General features: G+C 45.9%; 13 protein-coding genes. 5 read left to right on the top strand and 8 right to left on the bottom strand.

Annotated features, from left to right (window positions below):
- Positions 1 to 86: 86 nt before the first annotated feature.
- Positions 87 to 4,166: a hybrid sensor histidine kinase/response regulator transcription factor gene (locus tag DWX62_RS04855; RefSeq protein ID WP_207806017.1), complete on the bottom strand. Its 4,080-nt coding sequence runs from the start codon at positions 4,164 to 4,166 to the stop codon at positions 87 to 89.
- Positions 4,167 to 4,386: 220 nt separating this feature from the next.
- Entirely contained in the window at positions 4,387 to 6,168 is a 1,782-nt protein-coding gene (locus tag DWX62_RS04850; protein WP_057256745.1) for a cellulase family glycosylhydrolase, read from the bottom strand.
- A 252-nt stretch (positions 6,169 to 6,420) separates the two neighbouring features.
- Between DWX62_RS04850 and DWX62_RS04845 the strand changes: the two genes are divergently transcribed.
- Positions 6,421 to 7,989, top strand: a complete 1,569-nt coding sequence (locus tag DWX62_RS04845) for a glycoside hydrolase family 43 protein (RefSeq protein ID WP_057256746.1) — start codon at positions 6,421 to 6,423, stop codon at positions 7,987 to 7,989.
- 394 nt (positions 7,990 to 8,383) lie between these two features.
- On the opposite strand, the gene DWX62_RS04840 is transcribed toward DWX62_RS04845, so the two are convergent.
- Genes DWX62_RS04840 through DWX62_RS04825 form a run of 4 tightly spaced genes read right to left on the bottom strand, consistent with a single transcriptional unit; the run spans position 8,384 to position 17,913 of the window.
- On the bottom strand, positions 8,384 to 11,005 hold the full coding sequence (locus DWX62_RS04840; protein WP_057256747.1) for a hypothetical protein: 2,622 nt from the start codon (positions 11,003 to 11,005) through the stop codon (positions 8,384 to 8,386).
- A gap of 8 nt (positions 11,006 to 11,013) precedes the next feature.
- Entirely contained in the window at positions 11,014 to 12,984 is a 1,971-nt protein-coding gene (locus DWX62_RS04835) for a hypothetical protein (protein WP_005824411.1), read from the bottom strand.
- Between the two features lie 41 nt (positions 12,985 to 13,025).
- Complete coding sequence (locus tag DWX62_RS04830) at positions 13,026 to 14,705, bottom strand: RagB/SusD family nutrient uptake outer membrane protein (protein WP_009037356.1); 1,680 nt, start codon at positions 14,703 to 14,705, stop codon at positions 13,026 to 13,028.
- A gap of 13 nt (positions 14,706 to 14,718) precedes the next feature.
- Complete coding sequence (locus DWX62_RS04825) at positions 14,719 to 17,913, bottom strand: TonB-dependent receptor (protein ID WP_005824407.1); 3,195 nt, start codon at positions 17,911 to 17,913, stop codon at positions 14,719 to 14,721.
- 347 nt (positions 17,914 to 18,260) lie between these two features.
- On the opposite strand from DWX62_RS04825, the gene DWX62_RS04820 reads away from it, so the two are divergent.
- Positions 18,261 to 19,220, top strand: coding sequence for a FimB/Mfa2 family fimbrial subunit (locus DWX62_RS04820; protein WP_005833650.1), 960 nt, complete (start codon positions 18,261 to 18,263; stop codon positions 19,218 to 19,220).
- 10 nt (positions 19,221 to 19,230) lie between these two features.
- Here the strand turns inward: DWX62_RS04820 and DWX62_RS04815 are convergent, their stop codons facing one another.
- Together DWX62_RS04815 and DWX62_RS04810 are read right to left on the bottom strand one after the other, a co-directional pair.
- Positions 19,231 to 20,619, bottom strand: a complete 1,389-nt coding sequence (locus tag DWX62_RS04815; protein ID WP_005824402.1) for a PAS domain-containing protein — start codon at positions 20,617 to 20,619, stop codon at positions 19,231 to 19,233.
- A gap of 229 nt (positions 20,620 to 20,848) precedes the next feature.
- On the bottom strand, positions 20,849 to 21,658 hold the full coding sequence (locus tag DWX62_RS04810; protein WP_034525383.1) for a Fic family protein: 810 nt from the start codon (positions 21,656 to 21,658) through the stop codon (positions 20,849 to 20,851).
- 284 nt (positions 21,659 to 21,942) lie between these two features.
- Between DWX62_RS04810 and DWX62_RS04805 the strand changes: the two genes are divergently transcribed.
- The 3 genes from DWX62_RS04805 (at position 21,943) to DWX62_RS04795 (ending at position 24,710) form a co-directional block, all read left to right on the top strand.
- A complete protein-coding gene (locus DWX62_RS04805) occupies positions 21,943 to 23,277 on the top strand; it encodes a site-specific integrase (protein WP_117682176.1) in 1,335 nt (444 codons plus the stop codon).
- 7 nt (positions 23,278 to 23,284) lie between these two features.
- Positions 23,285 to 24,226, top strand: coding sequence for a DUF6043 family protein (locus DWX62_RS21860; protein WP_165859001.1), 942 nt, complete (start codon positions 23,285 to 23,287; stop codon positions 24,224 to 24,226).
- Positions 24,227 to 24,395: 169 nt separating this feature from the next.
- Positions 24,396 to 24,710 (top strand): helix-turn-helix domain-containing protein, encoded by a 315-nt coding sequence (locus DWX62_RS04795; protein ID WP_004291341.1) that lies wholly within the window; start codon positions 24,396 to 24,398, stop codon positions 24,708 to 24,710.
- Position 24,711: the final 1 nt, after the last annotated feature.

The raw sequence follows: 24,711 nt of genomic DNA, 5'->3' as shown, positions 1-24,711 counted from the left end.
CAAAAACGAGTCCTCCCGATGTTGAAACAAAAGGGCGCTTTTGATTACCCTAAAAGACAATATGTTTCCGTAAGGGGTATCTTTTGTTATCTACCCTCTCTTTCCTGATAAACAGAGGGCAAAACACCGAATTCATCCTTGAAATATTTGCTGAAATACTTGGGGTTGTTAAAGCCCAACTGATACGCTATCTCCGATACATTTTGCTGACTCTCGCGCAGCATCTGCGCCGCTCTTTTCAGACGGATGACACGGATAAATTCAATAGGTGTCTTACCGGTTATCTGCAAGAGTTTCTTGTAAAGATGTACCCGGCTCATACCCAACCCCCGACTCAACTCTTCTACGGACAAGTCACACCGACCGATGTTCGCCTCCACATATTTGATGGCATTTTCCACCAGCTTTTCATCCAACGAAGTAATGGCTATTTCACTTGGTTCGGGGTCAATGAGCGACTTTGCCTTGCGCTTCTTGCTCAGGTCAATCAACTTGCGCATACGCAGAATAAGGATTTCCACATTGAAAGGTTTCGTCACATAATCATCCGCACCGATGGTCAACCCCTCCACTTTATCTTCCACAGCCTGCCGTGCAGTGAGCAATATCATCGGAATGTCACTCGTGCGTTTATCGGTCTTCACCCAGCGGCACAATTCATTCCCATCCATCTCGGGCATCATTACGTCGCTGACAATAATATCCGGCATCAGTTCCGATATTTTCTGCCAAGCTTCCCGACCATTGGAAGCTGACTGTATACGGAAATACAAGCTCAGACTATCTTTCATGAAGGCAACCAAATCTTCATTATCATCCACAATCAGGGCCAACGGCTTTTCTTTTTCATCTTCATTATCCTCCATATCGTCCAGCAAATCAACCGAAAGCGCTTCCTCTTCCATACCCGGCAAAAGTTCCTCATGCTCTTCCACCTCTTCTGTAAGCGGTGCAGGCTTGGGAGGACTTACACGTACATGTTTAACCGGGAGCTCAACCAGAAACACACTACCGGAACCCACATTGTCGACAACGCGCACCGTACCCTCATGCAGCGTCACAAAGTCGCGTACCAGGCTCAAGCCAATACCGCTACCCGTTGACTGGTGCTCCGGTTCTTCCTGCTCCACCTGATAGAAACGTTCAAAAATCCGCTCCTTGTCTTCATCCCTGATACCGACACCGGTATCCGATACCTTTATCAGCAATCTTCCGGACATCTCTTTCGACATTTCCAATGCCACATCCACACGTCCCCCGTCCGGAGTAAATTTGAAAGCATTGGACAGAAGATTCATCACAACTTTACCAATTTTATCCTCGTCGAATGACATATTCAGCGATTCCATGGCCGAAAAGAATGTCAGATGCACATGTTTCTTTTCAGAAAGCATCAGGAAAGAAGTACAGATGCTACGCACATACGCCACTATATCTCCCTCGGACAAGGTGAGATGCAGTCCTGCCATCTCATTCTTACGGAAATCGAGCAATTGGTTGACCAGATTCAACAAACGCTGTGCGTTGCGGTACATCAGTTGCAGCTTGCCATGCAGCTTTTCGTCCGTAATCTCCTTCATCATACTTTCCATCGGCGATATAATCAGCGTAAGCGGCGTACGCAACTCATGGCTGACATTCGTAAAGAAGCGGAATTTCATCTGGCTCAACTCCTCCTTCTTCTTCGCATCTTCCTCTATCTGGCGGATTCTGAACTTATTGCGTTCCCTTCGTTGTACGACATACAGTGAAAAGAAGACAACTCCTACTATCAGAAGGGCATAAACAATATATGCCCACGGAGTCATCCAGAAAGGTGGAAGAATGACAATCTTCAAAGAAGCCTCTTCAGTACCCGCATATCCGTCACTGTTTGTAGCCTTCACTCTTAAGATGTAAGTTCCCGGAGCCAAATTGGTATAGGTAACGCGATGCATATCGGACATACTCGTCAGCCAGTTCTCATTAAACCCTTCCAATTTATAGAAATACTGTGTCTTTTCGGGCAGCACGAAATTGTCCGACGCGAACAGCACCGTGAACACATTCTGCTTATAAGCCAAGACAACTTCTTCTGTTTCATTCAAAGCTTCCTTCAAGATGACACGTCCTGCATACTCCTTGCCCACCTTCACGTCTTCATTGAACAACTGGAAACCGGTAAACATGACCTTGGGCAACGTACGGTTATACTTTATGTTGCCCGGCTGGAAGCGATTCAGCCCATACAGTCCTCCCACTACAATCTCGCCCGTATGCAGTCGTTTGAGGGAACGCTGGTTGAAGTCACAACTCTGCAACCCGTCCTTGTCATTATAGGTATAGCAACGGAACACAGGCTGCTCCGTCTTGCTGTCAACGGACAACACCACGTTTATCAGTTCTCCTCCGGTGCTGATCCATATACTTTTGTTTTCATCTTCCGTAATACCTAATATCAATAGTTTGGAGAAACCGGGTTTGATAGGCACTTCGTACAATTCATCCCGTTTGCTGTCATATACATTCAAGCCTTCACGCGTGGCTATCCATAACAAACCGCGACTATCTTCGTAAACTTGATTGATATTTTGGTTGGAAAGTCTGGTCTTACCCGATTTTGTACCTGCAAAATTTGTAATCTCGCCGGTCCTCAGGTCCATGAAAGCCATCCCTGCCGAAGTACCGATAATCAGATTATTGTCACAGCTGATGCAGAGGGATGAGATATAGTCCGACACAAGGTTTGAATTACCTGTAGAATAGGTGGTAAATATCCCCGTCTGAGGATTCAGGCATTGCAATCCTCCCCCCAACGTACCGATCCAGATATTTTTGTCCGCATCTTCTGCCAATGCCCATACATTGTCATAGACCAGCGAGTTACTGTCTCCCTTACGGGACCGGTAATGGATAAAGCGGTTTCCATCATAACAATTCAGTCCGCCCCAGAAAGTACCAGCCCACACTCTGCCGCTACTGTCCCGAAGAAGGCAGACTATGACATCACTCGAGATAGAGCGGGGATCTGCCGTATGCGAAAAAAACATACGTTCATCCGTCACGCTATTCCAGCGAATCAACCCGCGGTCGTTGGTCCCCACCCATACGATATCACCGCCTCCGTCCTCCACACAATTGATGTCGCCTACATCGGCAATGCCGAATTTGAAGACACTTTCATTATAGAAAGAGACGCCCTTCTTGTAGGTTCCCACCCACATCGTACCGGCCTCATCTTCATAAAGAGCCGTTATTGTATTGTTGGACAGAGTACGCCCGTTATTAGGATCGTTCGCCAGACGGATTTTCCGTCCCGCCGGTTCTATCAATTCAATGCCATCCTGATCCCTGCCTACCCATATACATCCGTATTTATCCTGTGCCACTGCACGTACGGTATTGTAGGTGTCCGTTCGGGGAGAACGCTGTTCCCAAACCTTCTGAGAAAGGCTATAAATCCACATCCCCTCCACACTGAATATCCACGCCCGCCCACTATGGTCGACAAACAAATCAAAGGTAGCATTCTTTACTTCCCTGCAATCTTCGGCAATGTCCGGATTGGTCCACTTGATATTTTGCTTTTCCTCATCTATACAAGCCAAGATACCGTTACTCAGAACCAGCAGGATTCCTTCGCCGCATTCTTTCATGTCGGACACTTCGGCTTTCGCAAGCAGTTCATCCGCCCCCTTTACTGCTACGGCATTTTTCTGTTCCTCTCTATAGCTGTAAACACCTTTACCATTAATATAGATCCAGAAAGTCTTTTCCTTATCAATATAGATAAGTGAAGGATTTCCGGTCAGACCGATGTTCCACATCCAGGCTTCCACATTACGGTCAAAAACATCGGAAGCCGAGTTGTAAATGGCATACCCACCTCCCGTACGTATCCACAAATTACCGGACGTATCTTCTTGTATATCCTCGACATAACTATCGGGAAGAGATTTCTCATCATCTTTCTGGCTGCGATAAATCTTTATATTGTAACCATCATAGCGATTCAGCCCCGAAGCTGTACCAAACCACATGAATCCGTTTGAATCTTTATAAATAGCATTAACCTGATTATTGGAAAGTCCGTCTTTCACTTCCAAATGTTTAAACATGTAGTCGTGTGAAGCAGCAGAGAAACATACCATCCAAACCCACAAGAGCAGTAGTTGCAGTCTTTTCATACTATCAGAGCTAAGGGAAGTTATTTTTATTGCAAATGAAGTGAAAAACGAACAGAAAAGCAAGAAAAGGCAAGGATTTTTAAAGAAGGAGAAGCATATCCCTCGCGGACATACTTCTCCGTAACCAATCAAAAAAAACTATATCAACAATCCTTGTAACCTATAAAACCTATTTGTATGATACTTTTAAAAACTGTCTTTTATTCTATCCACCACTCAATCAGTAAGGGTATTGACCGGCTGCGGCTCCCTTCATGATGCCCTCAATGGCATAAGCCTCCTTCGCCGTACCCGTACCACGGTTCATGTCACCGCCGGTTTCCCAATAGAAGGGGACACAACCGTGGTTTTTCGCCTCTCGGGTGACTACCTCATTCCAATAGGCGCGGCTCTTGTTATGCATCTCCTGGTCAATATCAGGATAGGCAAGTTCAGAAGTCCCCTCTATCTTGTCTTCTTTTGTCCGCTTCATGGCGCTATACTCGCCTACAATCACAGGAATTCCCTTATCTGCATAGGCCGTTTTCATCTTCTGGAATTGCTGCTTCACATAATCTTCTTCGTAACCGGTGGCATTATGAATGGAACCGGATACATGATTATCCTTACCCCAATAAAGGAATACATTGCTCCAGGTTTCGTCATGGTTCATCATGGTGAACTGATAGGGATCATAGAAGTGAACTTCCACCATCAGACGGTCGGGTACCTCATCCTTGGGCATCGTGTAATCATTCACCGTCTTGTCAATATTGGTATAAGGGCCTTGCACAATCAGACAACGGCTCGCATTATTTCCTCCGGTGGCACGCACGGCATCAATGAAGGTCTGTTCATATTTCAAGATAACATCTATTGCCGATGTTCCAACGTTCCCCTGGTCTTGCTGTCCGGGTTCGTTACATCCGGCAAAGAGCAGGTGCTCGTCATAAGCATTCAGTTTATTGGCAATCTGTGTCCAGATAGCTTTCTGCTTGGCATCCACTTCGCTGCTGTAACCATGAGTGATACTCTCTTCGAGCCAACCGCCATCCCAATGGATATTGACAATGGCATACATATCATTGGCTACACAGTAACCCACCACTTCGCTCACCCGGTCGAGCCATACAGCATCTATCTCATAGGTCGATGGATTCACAATGTAATAATCCCACGCACAAGGGATGCGTACCGCATTAAATCCCAATGCCTTCAGCCCTTTGACATATGCCTCGCTTACTTTAGGATTTCCCCATAACGTTTCGCCCGCTATCTTGTTCTTGTTATCACAAGCTTCCAGCGTGTTGCCGATATTGATACCTGCATACATCTTGGCGGCAAGTGTCCTGGCATCGCTTTCCATATTCCCGGTTTCGCCCGCACCCTGCTTTACGGTCACAGTCTCCGTCAGGCTACCCAAAGTAAAAGAAATATGGCCTTCGCGCGCTCCCAAAGGATTGGGAGAGACGGTAAACTTGAAAATCTTGTCTTCCATGGCACGGGTATTGACTGCCTTTATCCAAGAAACATCGGAAACGGCTTGTACGTCACCATTGGTTTCCACCACTACAGAAACATCTCCTCCCGCAGCTGGCAGGTCGAAAGAGGTAGAGTTGGATATGATTAATCCGTCCGCAGCCGTTTGTTTCACTGTGAAGCTCCCTACTTCGCTGCCTCCGGCTTTCACCGTTACCTTGGCTTCACGGTCACTCGTGTCCGTATTGGCTTCTGCCATAACGGTATACTTCAAAATACTACTCGAAGCAGAACTTTCGGCAGTAACCTTACACCACTCCGGTGCACTGCTGGTAACTTCCAATGCAACGTTCGACTTGATGTTCAGCGTACTTGTTCCTCCGGTCTTGGAGAAAGTCATTCCATCCGTCAGAATGTTCGCGGGAATCGTTATTTCTGGAGTCACAGTATCATCATTGCCGGAACATGCGGCAACGAAAGAAGAGAAAAGCAGTGCCGACAGCACCAGGCAAATTTGGAATTTTTCAATGATATTCTTCATCATGTCTTTACGTATTAAAAATAATGGTTAAATCAGTGAGAGCAAAAGTAGCGGAAAAGGCGGAAAACACACCGATGCCATGTTATCTGCAACGGTATCATTTGTTTCCGAATAGGGTTCAAAAGTTATCATTGAATGACATCAGACACATCCGGCTTGCTTGAACCGAAAGAATACTTTATTTTTGTGTATAAACACTTCCTTCAACTACCCTGATTCATATATCTGATAAACTATTTAAAATACAATGTATTTATGAGAAAGATGATGTTACTTTTAGGACTGGCGCTCAGCCTGTCCTGCTTTTCACAAAACCGGCAAGGTTATCAAAATCCCGTTATTCCCGGTTTCCATCCCGACCCGAGTATCTGCCGCGCAGGAGATGACTTTTATCTGGTCAACAGTAGTTTCCAATATTTCCCGGGCGTACCGTTGTTCCACAGCAAAGACCTCATCAACTGGGAACAAATCGGACACTGCCTGACGCGCCCCTCACAACTGCCGCTTCACGACGCCGGCCCATGGGGAGGAATCTATGCACCTACCATCCGCTACAACAGCGGTACATTCTACATGATTACCACCAACGTGTCCGACAAAGGCAACTTCCTTGTACACACTACCGACCCGCGTGGCGAATGGTCAGAACCCGTATGGCTCAAGCAAGGCGGTATAGACCCGTCCCTCTATTTTGAAGACGGCAAGTGTTACCTCGTCAGCAATCCGGGCGTAGGTATCTATCTGTGCGAAATCAACCCAAAAACCGGCGAACAACTCAACGAGTCCAAACGCATCTGGAACGGCACGGGCGGACGGCACCCTGAAGGGCCGCATATTTACAAGAAAGACGGCTGGTATTATCTGCTGATTTCCGAAGGCGGCACGGAATACGGCCACAAAGTGACAATAGCCCGTAGCCGCGATATAGACGGCCCGTACGAAGAGAACCCCGCCAATCCCATCCTGACCCACATCAACAAGAATGCACAAAACAGCCCGATACAAGGAACCGGCCATGCCGACCTGATACAAGCCCCTGACGGTTCGTGGTGGATGGTGTGTCTCGCTTTCCGTCCGCAAAGCGACAACCATCACCTGCTGGGACGCGAAACGTTCCTTGCTCCCGTGCGCTGGGACAAGAATGCCTGGCCGGTAGTAAACGGAGATGGCACAATAGCCCTGCAAATGGATGTGCCAACCCTACCGCAACATCCTCTTGCCCCCAAGCCTGCACGCACCGATTTCAAAAACGGCAAATTAGGTCCCGAATGGGTTCATATCAGAAACTATCATCCGGAAAACTATACCTTTGCTTCCGGTAACCTCCGTCTGAAAGCAACCCCCGTAAACCTGAACAACGGGAAAGGCAGTCCTACTTTTGCCGGCCGCCGGCAAGAACATATCGACTTCACAGCCACCACTTCCATGCAACTGAAAAAAGCCGCCAGTGGCGACGAAGCCGGCCTGACGGTCTACATGTTCGAATCGTCCCATTACGATTTATTAGTCAAGCAATTGGCAGACGGGAAACAAGCTGTAGTATTGCGCTACCAATTGAATGAATTGACCCATACGGAAAAGGAAGTTATTCTGCCCCAGGGGAAAGTACAACTCCGTGTAAAAGGCAGCAACGAAATCTATTCGTTCGAGTATGCCACAAACGGAAAGGACTTCAAAGAACTGGGCCGAATGAATACGCGCTATATCAGTACAGAAACTGCCGGTGGCTTTACGGGAATCATGCTGGGATTGTATGCCGTCTCCGGTTCTCAAACCTCAAAAGCATATGCAGACTTTGAATACTTTGATTACGAAGGAAAATAGCAGCCAATCTTAGAGAAAGCCCCTGCTTTTCTCCGCTTCCGCCCTTTTGTCTGTCCGGTTCAGTACAAAGATTCATGAACGGCCCACTTAGGTGAACAAGTTTGTTCACCTAAGTGGGCTGATTTGTTCACTACTATGAACAAGGCGGACCACTTTAGTGGAGATACCATAAAATCACTATGTTTATCGCAATAAGTACCCATCCCGTCCGAACAAAGTACAAGGCAAAGAGCTATCAAAGCGCCGCCTTACGGACCACCTCCTTTATTTTATTCTCTCTATGGTTCTTCAATCTATATCAGAACGATGCACACCGGTGAGGGCAAAACAAAAAATCCGGGATGGCCTGCATCCCGGATTTCCTATCTAACCAGTATATTTCCGTCTATCCCTCTTACCATTCAGGAACAGAGAAAAGAGTGTGGAACGTGAACTTCACTTCCATAGAACTGCTGAAACCAAGTTCCTTGATAACATCACCATCAGGAGTACCGAAAGCGCACCCTTTATCCTTTGTTGCCCCATAGCAATTCCAAAGTTCCAGACGATACTTCGGGGATTCATTGGCATCGAGCACTTTGGATGCATCAAATGTCACTTCCTTGCCATCCAGATAGAGGTTGTCAAGTGTGGCATGTAAACCGGGGAAATACTTGTAAATGTCAGCCACTTCAACGAAGGTCATGATGGAACCTGCCGCATAGTCGGCAGATTCGTACTTAATGTCGAACTGAGAAGCCACAAGGCTGTACTGGAAGTTCTCGTATTTCACCTCGAACGTAGCTCCTGCGTTATATCCCCATGCACTTCCCCAATCCGGATTGACAGTAACCAGATTGGGCGTATAAATACCTGCACCGGTACCGTCGGTAATGACGGTGCAGACAATCTCAAGCTTCTCCTTGAAATGGATGGCAGGCTCGGTACCTTGATTTTCTACATTGCTGAACGGACTGAGAGGAACAGCATTGCCTACAGAACCCGCCCCATAAGCATTGAACAACTGAACACGGTACTTGCCGTTTCCTTCAATGTCGCCATAATAGAAGCGGTTGGCATCAAACCGGATGGAAGTACCGTCCAGCTTGATGTCGTCAATGCGTACAAACGAATTGGGATAGCGCTTCGCCATACCGGCAAAGTCAAGCGTAAACACCATAGCATCGGTACAAGTTCCCTCGAAAACAAACGTGTGCTGTCCAGCCAAGTCTTCGGGTGAAATGGCTACAAGCAGTGCATCCCAACTTCCTGCCCATGATGAATCGGCGATATTGAGCAATACAGGAACCTGCGCATCGGCATCGGCCTTGGCCTGGCTGTAATAGTTCAACGAATAGCCATAGTCGCCATCGGGCAGGGCAATCTGCAAGCCGTCGGCAGTCAACGACAGAATGTTCAGCTTACCACTCTTCGTGCCAATCCAAGTATTGGCACAAAGCACATCTATGTCGATGTCAATCACTTTATTCGCCTCGTCAATCGTAAACTTACCGGTTTCATCGGTCACGGTACCGTCTTCGGCAATACGATGAATATTCACCGTACCGTCCTCCTTGAGCTCCATATAACCATAGTCCTTTCCGTAAGTATAACCTATCCAGCCATTATCCGTACCCATCTCCCAATGAATCTGCTGTTCAATGTTGGGTTGTCCGTTGGAAACTGTGCTCCAGTTGTCCGTAACACCCCACTGCGTGAAAGGTCCTTCAAACACGTGCTGCTTACCGTCCTGGCCATTGTCAAGATACCACTTCTGATAGAGCAGAGCCTTGTTGAACGGTACGTTCTTGGCTGTGGAAACAGCGCGTACAGCCATACCTTGATAAACTGCGGCAGTGATACGGTGATTGACAGAAGCTGCAAACTGGTAACCTACCGCAAATTCTGTATTGGAAGAGTTGACAGTACCGGTGAGGTAATATCCTTCAGTACCCAGCGCCGTCACATCGTTTGCCACACGCGTACCGGCTGCAGGCAGGAAGATGGAATTACCATTAGGACCGGTGAACTTGAAACCTGTCACTCCATTCTGCTCAGTCCACTCTTTCTGGCACAACGTGAAGAGTTCCTCGAAATCATCGGCAGTAGGCAGTGTGGCACGCCCTTGAAATGCACGGAAAGCCAAGTCGGAAGCCGTTTTATAAGTATCGGCCGAAGCATAGTCGGCAGGGTCGATGCTATTGTTGCATCCGGTCAGGTCACCGAATCCGAAAAGGCCACCCAGTCCAGTCTCGCTCTTGGCACCCACATTGAAGCGAGCCCACTTCACGGAGAGTCCCAGGTCGACAAGGTCATTGTCGAGATCGAAGTCATAGGCAGGAGTAGTGAAGCTCTTCACCTCACCATACACAATGCCGCTACCCAGATTGAGGTAAGCCGCATAATAGTATTGCGTTTCGGGCACCAACCCTTCATGGACGAATGAATAGCTGTCCTTAAGTTCCTCACTCTTCACTATAAGGCCTGCACGAACCGCTTCTACATCGGATGAAGTAGAGATAACAACACCACAAGTAGCATCGGCCGTAGCATCGGTCAATGTCCCACCCAATACAGCCGAGGCGAAGTCGACAGATGCGGCATCGGCAGTAGCCACCTTGGCATCGGTGGTGAGCAAGCTTTTCACCTCACCTTTGTAATACACCTTACCCTGCAAGCATACATAAGCCTGATAATAGAGCGTAGAGTTATTGTTCAACCCGTTCAACTGAGCACTGAAGGCGCTGCCGTCATAAGCAGCCTGCACGTCCTCGGGCAGGTTGTCTTGCGCAAAACCATAGAAGAAGCCGGTCTTATAGCTTCCGGCATCCATGCCATCCAACCCGGAGAGCGTGGCATGGAGTGTAGCGGTAGTGGCGGTCACATCGGACGACCCCGTCACCACCGACGATTCGTTCAGAATCGGGGTGGTGTGGATAGTATAGTCGTCATCTTCATTGCACGAAGCCAGCGAAAGGCCCAGTGCAAGTGAAAGTATTCCTAAATATATCTTTGTCTTCATATATACTAAATTCATTTAAGTGGTTATTCAATGGTCATCGAAATTATCTCAACCTTCACATCCGGCTGTCCGTCTTCGGTGGCAGCCACAGTAGCAAGTCCCTTATTCTGGATACCGATACAGATACAACTGCTTCCTTCGTAAGTCACAGTGGCACCGGTGGTATTGGTCACGGACACAGTCTGTACAGCTCCTTCGGCAGTATCAAAGGCCACGGCATGAGCCAAGTTGTAGCAGTCATCTTCCCAAGCATTTCCGATGTTATTGTCCATAATCACGGTCTTAGGAGTCGCGCCCTCGTTCCAAGTGATTCCACTCAGCACTTTGTACTGTATCTTCAGCGTCTGGTTCTTTTTCAACTTCACCTTCGTGATGTCGATCGGCCATCCCGCGTCACCACCGCCCCAAGGATTGTAGAACTGCAAGCGCAAACGATCGGGATTTCCGTCACCGAAAAGAATTTGTACCTTGCTGTTGTCTACCTTGATTTCAGTAGGCCCGGTAGGTCCGGTAGCGATAGGTTTGTAGTTGAGGTTGGCACAAAGATAAGAATCCACGGCTCCCTTGTCATTGGTCGTTGCAGGCACACCCATCTGGAAAGAGCTGGTGACATCGCAAGCCATTACGGTAAACTCGCTTCCCTTCACTTCCACCGTGCGCTTATCACCGGTAGCGGTGAGGACGGTTATCTCAACCGGATTGCCGTCGGCATCCATAAATTTCAATTTGCCGTCTTCAATGGCAAGCTTACCGGCATTGGTACCGTCATCCCATTTGTAGCCATCGGCCGTGCTGCTCAATACCAGCTCATAGTCGGCAATGGAAGCATCGGCCACAGGTGCCCATGAAGAACCGTACTGTCCCTTCACTACGCTTTCCCAAGCAGCAGAGCCACCATTCCACCATGTCCAGTCATAAGGTTCTTCATCATTGATGAGGAAGCGTGCCTCATTGCCCACATAGGTGACACCGTTGATTTCAGTAGTGAACAGTTTGGTTGCCAAATCTTCAATGGCAGGCTGTTGTACTTCGGCAGGCTGAAGCAAACCCGGATCTTCAGTCGGTATGATACTGGGGTCATTATAAGCCTCTTCGGAAATGAAGTTCCACACCAGCCACCACGGACCTTCGCTATTGGTACGCATCGTAGCTACCTGCAGCAGATAAGGAGTACATTCTATAATCTTGATGTCGTTGGTATAGTTGGAACAGACATCATCAAAACCCTCGTTATGCAATGAATAGGTACCGCCATAGAAAGATATGACAGGGCGTTTCGGGTCAGACACATTCAAGTTGAAAGTTCCGGTGGCATCCGTCGTGCCCGAAGCAGCCACCCGATGAAGTTCCACCGTACAGCCTTTCACAGCATCCAGGCCGAAAGTGATGTACGACTGGAAATAGGGGTCGTCTGCCGGAATGAGCCACGATTGGATACCCGGATCCCAGTTGGGAGCCCAATTGGCGCTACCAATCATAAGGTCGGTAATATTGCTTCCATCATTTTTCACATCAGTGTGGCTCATGTACATCACCGGTCCCGAACAACGGCCAATACCAAAGTTCTTGTCAATGGGAACCCACTTACGGCTCTTGCCCACTCCACCAGCAAGGTTAGCCCAGATAGGGTCTTCGAGCATGGCAAAGTTATTGGTCTCTACCTTGAAGGTATATGGTTCGCCATATACCGGACCTGCCGGTGTGGAAGCGCCGAAAGTCACGCTATATTCTCCGGCAAAAGGAAGTGCCAAGTCAAGAGTGGTCTTTTGAGAAGGACCGCTTGGAGTGACCCACAAGGGAGTGGCTCCCTTGATGAGCGAAGTCAGATGAATCGTATTAGGATCATTGGCATCAGGGGTCACCGTATAGGCGATACCTTCCACCAAATCATCGGAAACATAGGTTTTTGCCCCCATCTCGTACTCTTCGGGCGAGCAAGCGGAAAATATCAAAGCCGCTCCTGCCAATATGGAAAAGAATGATTTAAGTCTCATATCTTATTGTTTTTATTTTTTATTTACTCTATTAATGGTACTCACCATCCGGGATTCTGCACAAGTACACTCTGTGAAAGGTTAATTTGATTATAAGGAATCTGGCTCAAGCCTTTGGTGGCTTTCACACGGTCGACCCGTATGGTTATTGCATCATCAGCGCCTCCACTCTTCACCTTGACACCATTCAAGGCGAGCTTCTCGGCTGCCACGTCTATACCTTGACGCAGGAGATCCCAATAATTAATGCTTTCAAAAGCAAATTCAAGACGACGTTCTTCCATAATAGCTTGTTGAGACACACTCTTAGCTTGATAGTTGGCCGATACTGTTCCGTTGTCATCAACCTGATAAGCACGCTTACGCACTTGGTCGAAATAAGTTTGCGCATTGGGGCTACCCAGTTCTGCGGCCATCAACAATACGTCGGCATAACGGATAATAACGTAGTCTTGGCGGTTCTGTGTCTGGAAGTCACCGCTACCATCCTGCTTACCGGCATGGCTTCCATCGGCATAGCAAAGGGGAGCATACTTCTTCACAGCATAGCCGGTATATTCACGCCAGTCATTAAAACTGGTGGTAAAGTCGGCCGAACCGGTGATTCCTTCCCCTACCAAATCAATGATAGAAGCCGAACGGCGGAGGTCACCAGTGGGAAACGCTTCCACAAAATCAGGATTTACCGTCAATGCGCCCCATCCCTTGCAATAGGGAGCAGCATTAAGCTGGCGCATACCCAACATCACCTGCCAACGGTTGGAGTCATTATTCCCGTTATAATCCTGAGTAGCGGTAAATTTCAACGCAAGAATGGTTTCCTTGTTTCCATCACCGGCATATGTACCCTTCAAAGTTTCATAGTCTCCTTTTTCGGCCACTTTTGCAGAAGAAGCCGGCCATAAATTCTTGAATTGCGGTACCAAACCATATTCTCCTGAAGCGATTACGTCTTCTACAGCAGCCAAAGCTTCGGCACGAGTCACCTCTACAGGTTCTTCACCGTAATATCCGGTATAGAAAAGATAGGCACGTGCCAGCAAAGCCTCGGCGGCATATTTTGTAATATGTCCGTCGTTCTTGGTATAGTCGGCCTTGGGATAAGCGTCACCGGGAATATTCTCGATAGCATATTTTAAGTCAGTAAATATGGCACTGAACACCTCTTTGGCAGGTGAAGGAGCGCGATTTTCGTTTACCGGTTCCAGAAAGAGTGGGATATTCCCCCATAAACGAACCATATCCAGATAAAGCAATGCACGCAACGTACGACATTCGCCCATATAGATACCACGTTTGCTATCCGATTCATTCCATACAATCTGCTCTTCATGAGCTATCAGCTCGTTGCAACGATAGACGCCCGCATAATAATTTTTCCAGTCACCTTCGTATAGGTTGAGGTCAGCCGGCGATTGGGAGATGTCAAAACGGTCAATGGCCTGATAGCCACGTCCATCGGCATTTCCGGTAGCGCCAAAACACTCGGCACTCATCACCTCGGAAGCTATATAAAACCCTACCATCATGGCTGATGAAGTCTGGCGCCAACCATCATAACAACCTATCAGAGCACGATAAGCATCTTTTTCAGTCTTATAGAATGTACCGGTTGAAGATTCAGTCTTCGACGTAACATCGAGAAAACTGTCGGTACACGAAGCCAGTCCCAAACTCAGGAGCAGGACACTTGCCATAAATATATTTTTGTTTTTCTTCATATCAGTCTATATTTTAAAATTTCAAGTTAACACCAAACAATACGGTACGGGGACGGGGGTAATAACCTAAATCAACGCCCGACACCCAACCTTGTCCGTTATCTCCTTCGGGACCATAACCTATTTCCGGATCCATGCCGTCATATTTGGTAAATGTGAACGCATTCTGTACCTGAGCATAGATACGACACTGACTGATGACCTTACATCTCAGTAGCTTGGCAAAGTCGTAGCCCAAAGTAATGTTACTGATTCGCAGGTAATCACCATCCTGCACATAGAGGTCTGAGAACTGCCAGTTGAGATTCTGGTCTGTGACACGAGGTATGCGATTGCTGGTTCCCTCTCCTGTCCAACGTCCTAAAATTGCAGTAGTATAATTGGCTTGCTTGGAGGTATGGTTACGATAGCTCTGGACAATCTGCTGTCCGAAAGCACCGTTGGCCACTACAGAGAAATCAAGTCCTTTCCAGTTGAAACCGAGATTGAAGCCCATAGTGAAATCAGGAATACCGTTACCAAGATCGGTCTTGTCAAGCTCGTTCACCCGTCCGTCATGGTTGATGTCCACAAACTTCACGTCACCTGGTTGTACGTCAGCTTGCAGCACACCGTTACCAGCCTTAATCCAATCCTCTATTTCTTGATTGTTTTGGAATATGCCTGCTGTCTTGAAACCATAGAAATAACCGATAGGCTTACCATTCTCGGCACGATAGAATTCAGGAGTATTGTCATACAACTGGTTGGTAGAGCCATGAATGATACCATCGTCGTTAGGAATCTCTCCGACCTTATTCTTATTGTAGGCACCGTTGATACCGATATTGTAACTAAAGTCTTTGCCTATTTGGTCATTCCAAGTAAGATTGAGTTCCACACCGGTGTTTTTCACTCCACCGCCATTAATATAAGGAGCACCTGCTCCGGCAGTAGCAAGAATAGGAGCCACCACGAGCCAGTCTTTAGTATCTTTAATGTAGAAATCGAAATTAACACCCAGGCGACTGTTGAGGAATCGGGCATCAAGACCGATATTGGTCTGCTGTGAAGTCTCCCACTTGATGTCAGCATTAGCCAGACGACTAGGGTAAGCTCCCCAGTTGGTTCCGAGCTGTGCCGCAGCATCCGAGTCGCCGTAACCGCTGCCGAAAAGATAGTGTGTATTGGTACTCTTGATAGGAGCCAGATATTGGAATGCGTCAATGTTGGCATTACCCACTTGTCCCCAGCTGGCACGTATTTTCAGGAAGTCGAGCCAGTTTTGCGTACTTTCCATGAATTTTTCGTTAGTAATGGTCCATCCTGCCGATACCGAAGGGAAGTAACCAAAACGGTTGCCTTTGGCAAAGTTGCTCGAACCGTCTGCACGCAAAGTAGCATTGACCATATAAGTTTCTTTCCAGTTCCAACCCAATCGGCCGAAATAGGACACCTTGCGGCTCTCGGTATGCGGATTGCCACTGGCACCCAAGCCGTTGGTCGAATCGGAGGCCGTTCCGTTGCCCACAAAAGCATGCTCCCAATCATCAAAACCTTCTTTCAACATACCATTTTTAGCTTCGATATAAGTGCCCTCGTAACGATAGGCTTCCATACCCAGCAAGGCGTTGAACGAATGTTCTCCCATAGTCCAGTCATAAGAAGCCGTATTGGTCCATGTCATACCCAAAGAGTGATTGGCATTTTGAGATACGGTAGTACGTTCTTCATTATATATATATTGGCTGAACTTGTAGAGAGGCTTGAAACTACGGTATTCGCTGGAACCATAAACCACACCGAATACAGACTTTATCTTCAAATTCTTGACAGGCTGCAATTCAGCATAAACATTACCGGAAAAAGTAGCCGTTTTGTTCTCATTGTTGCTGTCGGTCATCATTAAACCATAAGGGTTTCCATCACCTTTATTCCAGTCACTGGTACTGGTGTCATTGTAAGGCGAATCATAAAGATTATTATCGCTATAGACAGGAGCGATAGGCGATGTTCCGAATGCACCGCGTAAGGTATTATTATATTGGTTGCCTACACTGATACCGTTATTCATCTTATATACAAAACTCACCTGCTCGCCCACTTTCAAAATATCCTTGAAAAGTTTGTGCTCGCTGTTCACACGGAAATTGTAACGCGAATAGTTAGACACATCCGAACCGCCGACAATACCTTCCTGACTCATATATCCTAACGAAAGGGCATAAGTGGAAGTTGCGCTTCCACCAGTGACACCCAGCGTATAGCTCTCCGTTGTGGCATTATCTTTGAACATAGTATCTACCCAATCCGTATCATACACATTGCCATTGGCATCGTAAATAGACTGGTATTGGCTCCAATCGTAAGCCGAAAGTCCGCTATTCAAAGCCTGCTCATCCATAATGGCCATATACTCTTTTGCATTCAGCATATTAGCCTTACGAGCTACATTCTGTATTCCATAATAAGCATCGAAACTAATCTGCGCTTTACCTTCGCGCCCTTGCTTGGTAGTAATAAGCACTACACCATTAGCACCGGCCGAACCGTAGATAGCCGCACTAGCCGCATCTTTCAGTACATCTATACTTTCAATATCGGCAGGATTCAAAGTAGAAATATCACCACCCACACCATCAATCAGATAAAGAGGAGCACTATTTCCCACGGTACCAAGACCACGGATACTCACTTTCATGTCAGCACCCGGTTGACCGGAAGTCGAAGCAATACTTACACCCGGTGTCTGTCCCTGCATAGCCTGCAAGGGATTGGTTGTATTCATCTTGGCTATTTCGTCACCCTTCACCTGAACAGTGGCACCCGTCACCAATTTCTTCTTCTGGACACCATAGCCCACTACAACCACTTCATCCAACATTTCCGTGTCCTCCTTCAGCACCACATTGATGACGGAAGAAGTACCTACCTTGATTTCCTGTGATTGATAACCGATGTAAGAAAACACCAGTGTCTGTCCTTGTTGGGCACTTACCGAATACCGGCCATCAATGTCGGTAATTCCACCCGTAGCGGTTTCTCTCACCTGCACGCTGACACCTATCAACGGCTCACTATCCGTAGCCGATGTCACAACACCCGAAATGGTCTTGTTTTGAGAAGGATTAGCCTGCAGGCTACTGATTGCAGGTACAAGAAACAAAAGTACCAATGCAACACGGCATAAACGCAGATTTATGCACTTTTCCAAGAATGTTTTTCTCATTGTACATTATTTAATGGTTAATATCAAAGATTCATTGTGTTCTTCAATTAATACCAAAGAACTCGGATGCAAATGTATGGAGGAACAAGAAAAGAATGTCGAGAAATTGTTACGAAGAGTATATGATTTCGTTAATCAAGGCTTCTAAAATGTTACTAAAAAAGGTATAATTTGTTTTCCATCCCTTCTCTAAGCCTTTTGAAGAGGGGCTATTCTTCCCATTCCCCTCAATACCGGAATTGGTTTCACCTCACTTTTCCATCCCCAATATACTTTCTCCGGAGTACAAAGAACCATTTCTTTCTAAAAACGTTCTCAAGGAAGAACAACCTAAAGCTTAACAGATAATGAAAAAATTAGTAGTATTTGCAGTACTTGCCGCAATCGTGGCAAGCTGCGCCGATGACAATCCGCCCCAGATAGAAAAAAGCAGTGAGTTGGTATCACCACGACTTTTGATGGACGTGTCCACAGAAAGCGGACAAAGCCCGCTGACCGGCATACTGACCATCATGCCCTGCAAGGCGGGCACCTCTATTTATTATGGAAACTACATAAACCGGAAGCTGACACCTTTTTACGGTTACTACCAAGTTAAAGACGGAGCTTTCTATAACGATGGCGTCAATCGAGAGTTATCCTTACCCGCAGGTCTCTATAACATGATTTATTGGGGAACCCCTAAATACGAGGAGCCGATTTATGCACATCCTCTCATGAGGGACCCGGTCTACATCTTAGGCGAAGACATGTCCCGGCAACACTTCTCCCTATTCAAAATGGAAGCGGACACAACCTATTATCCGGTATTCGACCTGGTACACGCCGTCCAGCCTGCCAACATTGGAAGTGAGGACCTGAAAGCATCCCTCAAACGGGTAGTGACCGGACTGAAAGTAATCATCAAGGACAAGAACAACGGCATCCTCAGTTCGAGCATCGACAGCATGGTGGTGCGCATCACCAATATTGCTGGAGAACTGAATTTCTACACCGCCGCTCCTCAAGGAAGCCCACGCACAGTAGCCTTCCCTCTGGTCCGTTCCGTCGACGGTACACAAATGAGCAACGCCACCGTCATGCTCTTCCCTTCTTTCGGGAAACCGGAATTCCAGATGAGCATCATACTGAAAAATGGAAACGTGAAAAGTTTCAAGCAAACATTGAACGGACCTTTGGAAGCAAACTCCAAACTGACCCTGACCCTCACTCTGGGAGACATCTTTTCCGAAGAATCATCCGGAGAATTCACCCTTGACAACTGGAACGAGGAAAGCCAGACAATCGATGTCCCTTCATTGGATTGAGCTTGCAGCATCAAGGAAAGATAGAACGGTGCGCGTCCATCTTATAAAAAGGCAACGTGAACCAGAAAGTGGAGCCCTTGCTCAACTGTGACTCCACCCCTATCTCTCCTTTCAGTTCCTTCACAATGTTTTGCGAAATGGCCAGTCCCAGTCCGGTACCTTGCTTAAAGGAATCCAGCTTCACAAAGCGGTTAAAAATCCCCTGCGCATTCTCAGATGATATCCCCGTCCCGGTATCGGTGACATAAAAACGGATATAGCTATTTTCGGGCATTCCGTAACCAATGGTAATGCTACCGGCAGCAGTAAACTTCAGCGCATTACTGATGAAGTTATTGAATACCTGAGTAATTCTGCGCTGATCGGTATACAGCAGCAAACCGGGCAATGGCGTAACCGTGACCAGACGCACGTCTTTATTGGTCAGCCTGATACTTGTAGCCTGCTCTATCTCGGACACCATTTTATTGATATCCACGTTAGCATAGACATACTCCAATGTACCGGCTTCTATCTTCGACAAATCCAGAATGTCATTGATGAGCTGCAACAGCAGTTCATTATTCCGCTCTATAATATCGAGATACTCCACCCGTTCTTCCTCAGACACTTCCGTGGCCAAAATACTCGAAAAACCAACTATTGCATTGAGCGGAGTACGTATCTCATGACTCATATTGGCCAGGAAAGCCGATTTTATCCGGTTGGACTCCTCAGCCTCCTCTTTGGCCAGACGTAGTTTGCGCTCCATGATTTTCAAATCAGTAATGTCCCAAGCAGTATAAACAATCCACTTGCGACCATCAGAAAGCTTTATAAAATTATTGTTCTGGAAGGTAAACCGCTCCTCGTTCTTCTTGGTAAAAAAACGTCGTATACCTTCTTGTGGAATCCCCGTCTTGACCAACTCTTCATCCTCCTTCCTAATTAAAGCCGCAGCCTCTGGCATTGTTTCAAAATCCGTCTTGCCTATAGCCTCTCTGGCCGAACATTCAAAGAGTTCCTCTGCCTTTTTATTCCAAAAAGTATAGCGCATCCCATCATTCACATCCTTCACTTTTGCCGCAATGGGAAGATTATCAAGAATGCCTTCCAACAGTTGCAGATACCTCTCCCGGTCCCTTTCCCTCAATTTCTTCATCCGCCTCTGCATGAAGAAAAAGAAGAGGCACAGCACCAATGTACCTAAAAGAATGGAAATATAGACCATCTCTCTTTGAACAAACCCGTCGGGAATATCAAGCCTTTCCTGCAAGGTGAAAGCAGTATCGAAAAGTTCGGGGCTTTCAGCCATTTTGTCAGCCAATGCCGGATGAACAAAGATTATACAAAAAGAGAAGAATATCGTCAGTAACCGAATACTTCCGAGAGGTAAAAAAAGAGGAACATGTTTTGTCATAATTGGCAAACATTTAATAATTAAATAGTTAGATAAGATTCCAGCTACTGCAAATTTAGAAAAAAATAAATGCGAAAACAGTATCTACGAAATAAATTTGCATTTTACACCCATTATTTTGTATTTAATGCCGAGAAGAGAATATTTTGAGAATAACCCAATACAAAAGGATGATACAGCACAATCAGCTAATGCCTATATGAGCTTATCAGGAAGGAATCGTCGCTTTTCAAAACATGAGATTAAAACCTTTTTTACGTCCAGTATTGTATTTCTCAATCTCTGACGCAAATGATTTTTTCAGCTGCGCTGCCATAAAGTCCAAGAAAGGCTGACTGTTCTCATCTTCTTGCGACTGCCGCAAAGAAAGAATATAGTCGCCCCTATCTTCTTTAAAGATTTTCGTCGGAAAAAGATGATGGCAGAACTGGATATAGTTCATCAACAAACGAGCCGTTCTCCCATTGCCATCTACCCACGGATGAACGGTTACCAAATTGAGATGAGCATTGAAACTCAATTCATATCGTTCCCGAAATGTTTCCATATTCTTTTGCTTTTCTCTCAATATAGAACAAAGTTCTTCTACTTTAGCGGGAACTTTAGGATAGCTCATATAAGAACACCCGCCCACCCCAGCAGTAACGCCGCACAAACGAAATTCACCTTTAGAAGAATCAAAAGAACCGCCCATTACATTATATACACTCCCAGTAGTACGCATTAGAGCAGCATTCAATTTTTGTAAGAAAACAGGCGTAATTTCCGCATTTTGTGCACTTTCTTCTTTGGCGAGTTCGTATGCCTTCTTCAAATCCTCATTCATCAGATGATAGACCAACGGCTTTCCTTTGGCTGTTACCCCCTCATCAAAAAGCAACTGGGTATCCAATTCGGTAAGTGTAGAGCCCTCAATAGCAGTAGAATGGGTAATAAGCGAATAGAGGTAGTACTTTTCATAGTCTACCGACTGACTGATACCAAGCCTCACAAATTCTTGATTCAGTACTTCTATCTCTTGCCAGATATCTGTTCCCATGAGCAAAGGGCATAAAAGATAAGTATAAAAAGAAAGCGGGAAAAGCATTAAAACTTTCCCCGCTTCTTTATTTCGTACCCAGACCCGCATTTGAAATATATAAATTGGGAACAATCCTATTAAATAGAAAATCAAAGAAAAATAAAGCATTATACACTAATATTCAATATATTACAAACACACACTTAGTTAATCCTATTTAATCGGATTGAAATAAATTCGGGATGATTGGGAACAATTTGGGAACAATTTATATATTTGTACCGTTACTAAAAATCCCGATTATGAAAGCAACAGCCTTTATCCGAAAATCCGCAAGTAAAAACGACACCAATAGTGTAGCTACAATCTATTTCCGATTAAGAGATGGTAAAAAGGACATTAAAGCTGCCAGTGAGCTGACAATTAACCCAAATCACTGGAGTAGCGAGAAGCAAGGGTATAAAGACAGAGTAGCCCTTGTTCATGAAGAAAAGAAACTGGCACTGAACAACGAAGTACAGAACATCATCAACCTGATAAGTCAAGAGTACACACCGGAAGCTGACAGCGAATGGCTAAGCACACTCATAGACAAATATCATCATCCAAACAGATATAAAACAGAAGAAGAGATTGCAGCGGAAACCAAACCCACCTTGCTGGATTTGTTTGCCGAATTTCTTGTCAAGCATAAATTATCAGAAGTTCGCATCAAGAACTTTCGAGTAGTACAACGTGCGTTAGCACGTTATGAACTATATGTAAAGGCAACGAAGAGAGGACAAAAGGGCTTTATCCTTGACGTGGATTTGGTAACACCTGACACGCTTCGGGATATGTGGGATTTCTTTCAGAACGAATACCAGTACTATGAACTTTACCCGAGCATTTATGAAGCCATTCCCGAAAAGAGGACACCACAGCCCAGAAGCAAGAACACGCTGATAGACTGTTTTTCAAGAATACGTACATTCTTCCTGTGGTGCTTCGATAACAAGCGTACCACAAACAGACCTTTCGACAAATTCCCGATAGAAGAATGTACATACGGTACACCTTATTATATAACACTTGAAGAGAGAGATAGAATTTTCAATGCCGACCTTTCAGCTACCCCACAACTGGCAATACAGAGAGATATATTCATATTTCAGACACTGATAGGATGCAGAGTGAGCGACTTGTACCGAATGACCAAACTAAATGTGGTCAATGAAGCCATAGAGTATATTCCCAAGAAAACCAAAGAGGGGAATCCGGTTACGGTACGTGTTCCACTTAACGACAAAGCGAAAGAAATCCTTGAACGCTACAAAGAATATGAGGGGAAACTGTTGCCATTCATATCCGAACAAAAGTACAATGACGCCATAAAAAAGATATTCAAGTTGGCTGGAGTTGACCGCATCGTAACAATCTTAGATCCGTTGACGCACAACGAAATCAAACGACCAATTTATGAAGTGGCAAGTAGCCATCTGGCAAGACGTACATTTATCGGCAATATCTATAAAAAAGTGAAAGACCCGAACCTCGTTTCCGCACTGTCGGGACACAAGGAGGGAAGTAAAGCTTTCAGACGATACAGGGATATTGACGAAGAAATGAAGAAAGACCTTGTAAAACTATTAGATTGATACTTGTATGGGACAACAAGAATATGATAATTTCAAAAGACTGATAAAGGAATGGCTCGACAGCCATCCGGATGAATATGCCGATTTCGTAGAAGAAATGAACGACAAGAAGTTCAAAGGATTCTTCAATATTTTCAATACGGCTGTAAGGCTTGTTCCGAAATATAAAGAAGCAGCACGCAAGAGAATAGGTGATGATAGAAACCCTGATTTCGAGGAACTGGAAAATGTTCTTTTACAATCAGACCTTGCTGAGAAGATAGTAAATGAGTTTCATACCCCGAACAAGAGAAGCATTGTTCCTGCCATGCTTGCATGGCTCTATTACGGACGAAGCTATGAGTGCATGGTGGAACAGGGTGAGGAACTGACCAAAAGAAAGGATATTCCCACCTTATACAAATGGCTTGTTTCCGGCATGGTCAAATTCATTATCAGAAAAAGCATCGCCAATGGCATGAGAACCAAAGAGGATTGGCAAGTGTTCAGGAAGCAACAGAAAGCCATTGAGGAAAACTCTCTTGTGGAATGGGCAATAGAAGAAGATGAAGACATGGACGAGGAAGAAACAGATATGTTGCAGGAAGAACAGCCAAAGACCGCAGGACGCAAAGCCGACACACGCACGTTGCCAGAACTTCTGATAGAAAGGCATGACATACTGATTGAAAGAATTGGCACACGATTGAAAACCCATGCTACGGAAACAGATATAGCACGGCTGTTTATCGCACTGGTGGAATACCGCTTCATGCGGAAGTGTCCCATCAAGACTTTCAGAAATGCACTGCACGAGCAGTTCAAGGAACAAGAAATCGTCCACGAAAGAGGCATCCAGAAAGCATACAGAAATCTCACTTCTCCGTTTGGAAACAGCAAGAAACTGGTAAAAGACATTGGTGAAGACCATGAAGCCATCGAGGAATTGAAAGCCTATCTATCCAATTGAAGTTCGTTTAATTCGCTTTTCGTTTTTACGAATTTAACGAATTGAATATCATTGCTTTACGATTGATTTTCATTATATATTTGCGCCACTATCCTAATCGGGGTAGTGGCTTTTCGTTTATAATACTGCCGAAACGGGAAGTCTTACAACCGGCAGTTTCAAGAAGCCTATGACAGACATATTGGCAATTATCCAAAACGGAAACGGCAACATCAAGTTGGAAGTAACAGGAGAAGATTTGCTATTATTCTCCAACCAGTTAATCAGCCGTGCGAAGCATGAACTTTCTACCGCCATTGCGGAAGCAAGAAAGGAGAAGTATCTAACCAAAGAGGAAGTGAAAAAGATGTGTGGTGTTTGTGATACCACACTCTGGCACTGGTCTAAGAAAAACTATCTGAAGCCTGTAAAGGTTGGGAACAAGGTCAGATACCGACAATCCGACATTCAGAGAATCTTAGGTGAACACAACCCTTTAATCTAAG

The sequence above is a fragment of the Bacteroides sp. AF20-13LB genome, assembly GCF_003603065.1.
Taxonomy (GTDB): domain Bacteria; phylum Bacteroidota; class Bacteroidia; order Bacteroidales; family Bacteroidaceae; genus Bacteroides; species Bacteroides uniformis.
This window is presented reverse-complemented; position numbering and strand designations above follow the sequence as displayed.

Excerpts from the sequence above, each read along its gene's own strand:
- DWX62_RS04855 (WP_207806017.1), bottom strand. The coding sequence starts at position 4,166 with ATGAAAAGACTGCAACTACTGCTCTTGTGGGTTTGGATGGTATGTTTC.
- DWX62_RS04850 (WP_057256745.1), bottom strand. The coding sequence starts at position 6,168 with ATGATGAAGAATATCATTGAAAAATTCCAAATTTGCCTGGTGCTGTCG.
- DWX62_RS04845 (WP_057256746.1), top strand. The coding sequence starts at position 6,421 with ATGAGAAAGATGATGTTACTTTTAGGACTGGCGCTCAGCCTGTCCTGC.
- DWX62_RS04840 (WP_057256747.1), bottom strand. The coding sequence starts at position 11,005 with ATGAATTTAGTATATATGAAGACAAAGATATATTTAGGAATACTTTCA.
- DWX62_RS04835 (WP_005824411.1), bottom strand. The coding sequence starts at position 12,984 with ATGAGACTTAAATCATTCTTTTCCATATTGGCAGGAGCGGCTTTGATA.
- DWX62_RS04830 (WP_009037356.1), bottom strand. The coding sequence starts at position 14,705 with ATGAAGAAAAACAAAAATATATTTATGGCAAGTGTCCTGCTCCTGAGT.
- DWX62_RS04825 (WP_005824407.1), bottom strand. The coding sequence starts at position 17,913 with ATGAGAAAAACATTCTTGGAAAAGTGCATAAATCTGCGTTTATGCCGT.
- DWX62_RS04820 (WP_005833650.1), top strand. The coding sequence starts at position 18,261 with ATGAAAAAATTAGTAGTATTTGCAGTACTTGCCGCAATCGTGGCAAGC.
- DWX62_RS04815 (WP_005824402.1), bottom strand. The coding sequence starts at position 20,619 with ATGACAAAACATGTTCCTCTTTTTTTACCTCTCGGAAGTATTCGGTTA.
- DWX62_RS04810 (WP_034525383.1), bottom strand. The coding sequence starts at position 21,658 with ATGGGAACAGATATCTGGCAAGAGATAGAAGTACTGAATCAAGAATTT.
- DWX62_RS04805 (WP_117682176.1), top strand. The coding sequence starts at position 21,943 with ATGAAAGCAACAGCCTTTATCCGAAAATCCGCAAGTAAAAACGACACC.
- DWX62_RS21860 (WP_165859001.1), top strand. The coding sequence starts at position 23,285 with ATGGGACAACAAGAATATGATAATTTCAAAAGACTGATAAAGGAATGG.
- DWX62_RS04795 (WP_004291341.1), top strand. The coding sequence starts at position 24,396 with ATGACAGACATATTGGCAATTATCCAAAACGGAAACGGCAACATCAAG.